At 53.9% G+C, this 5,327-nt stretch carries 8 protein-coding genes; 7 read left to right on the top strand and 1 reads right to left on the bottom strand.

The genetic code is table 11. From position 1 onward, the window contains the following. From G565_RS27350 to G565_RS26935, 4 genes are all read left to right on the top strand, one after another. Positions 1 to 236: hypothetical protein (locus G565_RS27350; protein ID WP_028672438.1), on the top strand; the 236-nt coding region annotated here is incomplete at its 5' end. Between the two features lie 69 nt (positions 237 to 305). Then, positions 306 to 1,124 (top strand): zinc-binding alcohol dehydrogenase family protein, encoded by an 819-nt coding sequence (locus tag G565_RS25205; RefSeq protein ID WP_051208333.1) that lies wholly within the window; start codon positions 306 to 308, stop codon positions 1,122 to 1,124. 341 nt (positions 1,125 to 1,465) lie between these two features. Then, complete coding sequence (locus tag G565_RS25200) at positions 1,466 to 1,702, top strand: HigA family addiction module antitoxin (protein WP_245584224.1); 237 nt, start codon at positions 1,466 to 1,468, stop codon at positions 1,700 to 1,702. A gap of 204 nt (positions 1,703 to 1,906) precedes the next feature. Continuing rightward, positions 1,907 to 2,275: a hypothetical protein gene (locus tag G565_RS26935; RefSeq protein ID WP_157600182.1), complete on the top strand. Its 369-nt coding sequence runs from the start codon at positions 1,907 to 1,909 to the stop codon at positions 2,273 to 2,275. A gap of 223 nt (positions 2,276 to 2,498) precedes the next feature. Here G565_RS26935 and G565_RS0120205 read toward each other — a convergent pair whose 3' ends face one another. Continuing rightward, a complete protein-coding gene (locus tag G565_RS0120205; protein WP_028672437.1) occupies positions 2,499 to 3,236 on the bottom strand; it encodes an SDR family oxidoreductase in 738 nt (245 codons plus the stop codon). A gap of 474 nt (positions 3,237 to 3,710) precedes the next feature. Between G565_RS0120205 and G565_RS0120200 the strand changes: the two genes are divergently transcribed. The 3 genes from G565_RS0120200 to G565_RS0120190 form a co-directional block, all read left to right on the top strand. After that, positions 3,711 to 4,103: a DUF1801 domain-containing protein gene (locus tag G565_RS0120200; protein ID WP_028672436.1), complete on the top strand. Its 393-nt coding sequence runs from the start codon at positions 3,711 to 3,713 to the stop codon at positions 4,101 to 4,103. 215 nt (positions 4,104 to 4,318) lie between these two features. Continuing rightward, positions 4,319 to 5,014 (top strand): M14 family metallopeptidase, encoded by a 696-nt coding sequence (locus G565_RS25190; protein WP_211227237.1) that lies wholly within the window; start codon positions 4,319 to 4,321, stop codon positions 5,012 to 5,014. Between the two features lie 107 nt (positions 5,015 to 5,121). Further along, a partial coding sequence (locus G565_RS0120190) for a transposase (protein ID WP_425413997.1) occupies positions 5,122 to 5,327 on the top strand: 206 nt, incomplete at its 3' end.

The raw sequence follows: 5,327 nt of genomic DNA, 5'->3' as shown, positions 1-5,327 counted from the left end.
AGCTCGGCGCTGAAGCGCAAGCGAAGGATTTCTCGAACTTTGATCATGTTGATCCTCTTGGTCATGCTGCGCCTCATGAAGCAAAAGAGACGCAGGATACGGGTCAATCGGAGACCAACAAGAGGATGGGAGGGGGAATTTTACGACACGTGAACACCGATTTTACGGTCGTGAACAGGGTTTTTGCCAAAGGCCCAAAGTGTTCACGTTGCCGCAAAAAGGGTGTTCATGTGTGATAAAAACAGGTGTTCACGAGTGGTGAAAATCAGTGTTCACGTGGGGCAAAAATACGCACCGGTTTCCGGGTGTTGGGCTGGGACGCCTGTGGTCAGGTTGAGGCTCTGGGTGAGGGGGTTACCGGCTTCGCGGTCGGCGACTGGGTCTATTACGCGGGTCAGACTGACCGGCATGGCTGCAATGCCGAGTATCAGGCCGTTGATGCCCGTTTGGTGGCCAAGGCACCAGCGTCGCTGAACCCGGCTGAAGCGGCCGCTCTCCCGCTGACGGGCCTGACCGCCTGGGAGGCTCTTTTCGAGCGGCTCGGTTACGAGCCCGACGCGAGGGAGGGTAATGCCACTAAACCGCTACTGATCATCAATGGGGCCGGTGGTGTCGGCTCCATCGCTCTGCAGTTGTGTCGCTGGGCCGGTATTCCGGTCACGGCCACTGCCAGCCGGCCGGAAAGTCAGGCTTGGTGCAGGCAGATGGGTGCCACCGAGGTCATTGACCGCGCTGCCCTGGTCGATCTGCCGGACAACCGATTCGCGCGCATTCTGTGTTGCCATGACACCGATGCCTATTTCAACCTCATGTCCCGTCTGGTCGCGCCCCAGGGGCTGGTCTGTGCGCTGGCCGGTACTCGGGAAAAGCACGACCTTCAGCCGCTGATGAACAAGAGTGCCGGCTTCGTCTGGGAATACATGTTCACCCGCAGCCAGCATCAGACAGCCGACATCGCACGCCAGGGCGACATTCTGACTGAGCTGGCGCGGTTGGTGGCAGCCGGTGACGTCAAAACCACTCTGACCAACACTATGGCGGGCCTGACGGCTGGTAATATAGCGGCCCTGCACGAGCGTCAGGAGGCCGGGGGGTTGATTGGCAAACAGGCAGTCACTCAGTAGGCGAAGCGTGGGGTAATGTCGGGCCCGACGTAGGTACTTGAGACGCCCACTTTAGGTGCCTATCATAGTTCGGTTTGTGATAGCTTGGATTGATGAGTTTGGAGTGGGTAACCTCTTGGGACATGCAAAATAGTCGACTATCAGATCAATAATGTTAATAGATCCTTGCTATTGGCTGTTCTTAGTGGCTGTACAATACTGGTGTAACATTAACTGTCGGTTGACGTTCCGGTTTGATGACGGAGATGCTGAGATAGTGAATTGCGAAGACTACCACTGAGGTGCCGCCGATGTTGATGCACAATCCCCCCCATACTGGTGAAGTATTGTGAGAGCATTGTCTGGAGCCCCTTGGTCTCTCTGTGACGGCCGCTGCAGACGCATTGGGAGTGAGCCGTGAAACCTTGAGCGCCATACTGAATGGTAAGGCTGGTATCAGCCCTGAAATGGCTATTCGGCTTTCTATTGCGTTTGATACCTCGGCGGACAGTTGGCTGAATCAGCAATCTCAGTATGAGCTCTGGCATGCCGAGCAACATCGTAAGGAGCTTAAGGTCAGGAGGCTTGTTGCGGCATAGAGCACCACATAAAAGCGGGCCGCCTTCCTCGCAACCACATTGGACAGGCACCTTAGAGAAGCACAACCACATTGGACAGGTACCTTAGAGAAGCAGTAGAAATCAGACTTTCCTTGAATTGCTAACCGGGTGAGTATCCGTGCTAGTCCTCTGAAATCGTTATGTTTCAGACAGCCCTATCATCAATAGGCGTTTATATAGATTATGAGAAAATCGACGAAAGCAGCTCTTTTATCAGCCTTGGTATTTCCAGGGCTAGGGCATTTCTTTTTGAAGAAACCGCTGCAAGGTTCGATACTGTCGGGTTTAGCGATTTTATGTCTCTATTTCTTGCTGACAGGTGTCGTTGATATGGCACAAGAAGTGAGTGCAAAAATCCAAAGTGGCGAGGTTTCTCTTGATATTGTCAAAATTAGTGAGCTGGTATCTCAGTCGTTGGCTGGTAGTGGTGGTCGCATTGTCAACCTATCTTCTCTGGTATTGGTAACCCTTTGGGTTGTCGCAGTTATTGATTCATTTCGCATTGGGTGGTCGCAACGAAAGGTAGGCGATTCTTTCAGTAAAAAAACATAACAGTGCCTGGCCAGGTAACGGGTTTTCTGTTGCGGCGTTGTCTCCACTACTCATCAAATACGCATCCACTACTCATCAAATAAGGGCATGCACATTAGTCGAATATTGAAAGAGCCATTATTATAGGTTTTTGCTATGTATTTGGGTGAGTGTCTGTGTTGATTCGCGACAGGAAACCTCGGGTGAGCTTCGCTTCGAAGCCCTCCCGAGAGAGTTTTACCGATCACTCCTGACGCGTAGGACGATACAATATCTCGTTGATATCGACATCTTCAGGCTGGCTCATCGCAAACACGACGCATCGAGCAAAACTGTCTGCCGAGATCGCATGCTGCTCGTAGAAACCGGCAACCCGTTCAGACACGCCTTCGGCACCCACCGACGCAGGCAGCTCCGTATCAACGGCGCCGGGTGACAGTATGGTGGTGCGCAGACCATAAGGCTTCACTTCCTTGCGCAGGCCTTCTGAGATCGCCCGCACGGCAAACTTGGTGCCTGAATAGACCGCACTGCCGGGTCCGACAGAGTGGCCTGCCACGGAAGAGACGTTAATGATCTGGCCGCTTTGCTGTTCTTTCATGTGCGGCAGTACAGCGCCGATGCCATACAGAACGCCTTTGATGTTAACGTCGATCATCTGGTCCCATTCGTCGTACCGGAGCATTTCCAGCGGCGACAGGGGCATCAGGCCTGCGTTGTTGAGCATGACATCCACCCGGCCATGCAAGGAGATAGCGCGGTCGACCAGGGCCTGAACCTGGGTGCGATCGGTGACGTCGGTCTTTACCAGGGCATCTTCGCTGAGGCCGATCTCTTTGGCCAACGCCGTCATACGGTCCATACGACGGGCGCCGAGTACCAGTTTGGCACCGGCCTTGGCCAGGTGGCGGGCCGTTTCCGCGCCGAGGCCGCTGCTGGCCCCCGTAATAACGACCACTTTGTTCGCGATGCCTTCAGTCATGTGAATTACCTCCGCTTGAGCGATATTTGTGACCGGTTTGGCCCTCGATCGGGCATGAACCGGATTCCACAACAACTATTGGTACGATATTCTGGAAATCAAACGCAAGAGCTTGGCAGGGCGCTGTTGAGCTAGCCACGACAGGCCCCTATCCAGGAGAAGGTATTGGGTGACGAGCTATACTTACTGATGGGCGGTATGAGAACTTTGTGAGACGTGAGACAGAGTGACGTCACCAGAATGCGGTTCATTCATGGCGATGGATCGAAGGTAACTGGCTTCTTGAAGAATGGTCCTCATGTCATGTCTTAGTGGCTGGTCTAATCGTTATACCAGTAGGTTATTTGGGTGATGGTCATGTCGACACCCGCACTGAGCGTGCTTCCAAGTCACGGTTTTGTCGACCTTAAGGGCTTTCATCGGGCGGCCTTAAATCGCCGCTGAATATTGGCGTTATGCGACAGGAGAATTACGATGCATGCTGACACATTAGCTTACAACGAGAGGCAAAATACAGAACACAAAGAGCTGTGTGACTTGCTCGCCAACGAGATCGACAAACATCTTCCTCAGGCTAACAACAAGCTATGGCACGCGCACCCTGTCTGGTTTTTGGATGACAATCCAACGGTTGGTTACAGCAAGCAAAAGCGCGGTATTCGCCTGATGTTCTGGAGCGGGGCAGACTTTGAAGAATCTGGATTAAAAGTATTGGGCAAGACGTTCAAAGATGTTTCTGTGTTCTTTAATACCGCATCAGAAGTGAATGAGCTTGATCTGAAACGATGGATCATGAAAGCGAGAGAGATCCAGTGGGATTACAAGAATGTAGCCAAACGCAGAGGGCGATTAGAGAGGTTGAAATAATGAACAGCGACTGCCTGTAGCCGACTCGCTGAAGGGCGTATTCCACGGATTAAGTGCAGCGTTATGCCCATGTCGATTTTAGCGGGCTCTATTGTGCCAGAATGTGACCTGGCGGCTGTGAAAGCGGGGGTTCGGATACACACTGAACTTACCCGGAAGGCAGGCGGCTGATAGAATGCCAGCCTGCTTTGACCATTACTGGAGAACAAACCCTCATGAATACGGCTCTCACACCCTACCCAATCGGTACACCTGGCACGCCCTGGGGCGACACTAAGCGCGCTGAGTGGTTGGCCGCTCAAACCCGGCAACGCAGCTATGAAACCGAGGTGTTGAGCGTGATCGAAGGCCTGCGTGCGCGCTTCGATGTTGAGACGTATGGCGAGCTGACGTATGGCACTGAGCGCTTTGCGCTAATGGCCTTCCGCAGTCGCGACTGGCGTGATGACTTGCCCGTTGTGCTGGTCACTGGCGGCGTGCACGGCTATGAAACCAGCGGTGTACACGGCGCACTGCAGTTTGTCGATCAGCATGCCGCAGATTACGCGGGTCGCGTTAATCTGTTGGTCGCGCCTTGTGTCAGCCCCTGGGCGTATGAGCGCATTCACCGCTGGAATGCGAACGCGATCGACCCGAACCGGTCGTTCCGCGACGACAGCCCCGCTGAAGAATCGGCGGCGCTGATGCGATTGGTAGCGCCCATTCGCGATCGCGTGTTAATGCATATCGATCTGCACGAAACCACCGATACCGATGAGACCGAGTTTCGTCCGGCGCTGGCATCGCGTGACGGCGTGCCATTCGAGCCCGGCGAGATTCCCGATGGCTTTTATGTGGTCGATGACAGCGAGAGCCCACAGCTTGAATTCCAGCAAGCGGTGATCGAGGCGGTCGAGCAGGTTACGCTATAGTGGACCCCATGATTTAGACCACGGGCATAGGTAGAATGCCACGACCAAGCAGGAGTAGTAACGTGGCGAGAAAACGGTTCAGTAGTGAGTTCAAGGCCAAGGTCGCAATGGAGGCTATCCGAGGCGACAAGACAGTCGCTCAATTATCTTCGCAGTGCGGCGTACATGCCTCTCAGATCAACACCTGGAAGAAAATCGCCCAGGAGCGACTGGTGGAAGCCTTCGAACGCGGCAGTAGCCAACCCGACCCGAAAAAGCTGGAAGCTCGGGAAGACCATCTATATCAACAAATTGGCAAGCTGCAGGTCGAGGT

The sequence above is a fragment of the Saccharospirillum impatiens DSM 12546 genome (assembly GCF_000423605.1).
GTDB classification, from domain to species: domain Bacteria; phylum Pseudomonadota; class Gammaproteobacteria; order Pseudomonadales; family Natronospirillaceae; genus Saccharospirillum; species Saccharospirillum impatiens.
This window is presented reverse-complemented; position numbering and strand designations above follow the sequence as displayed.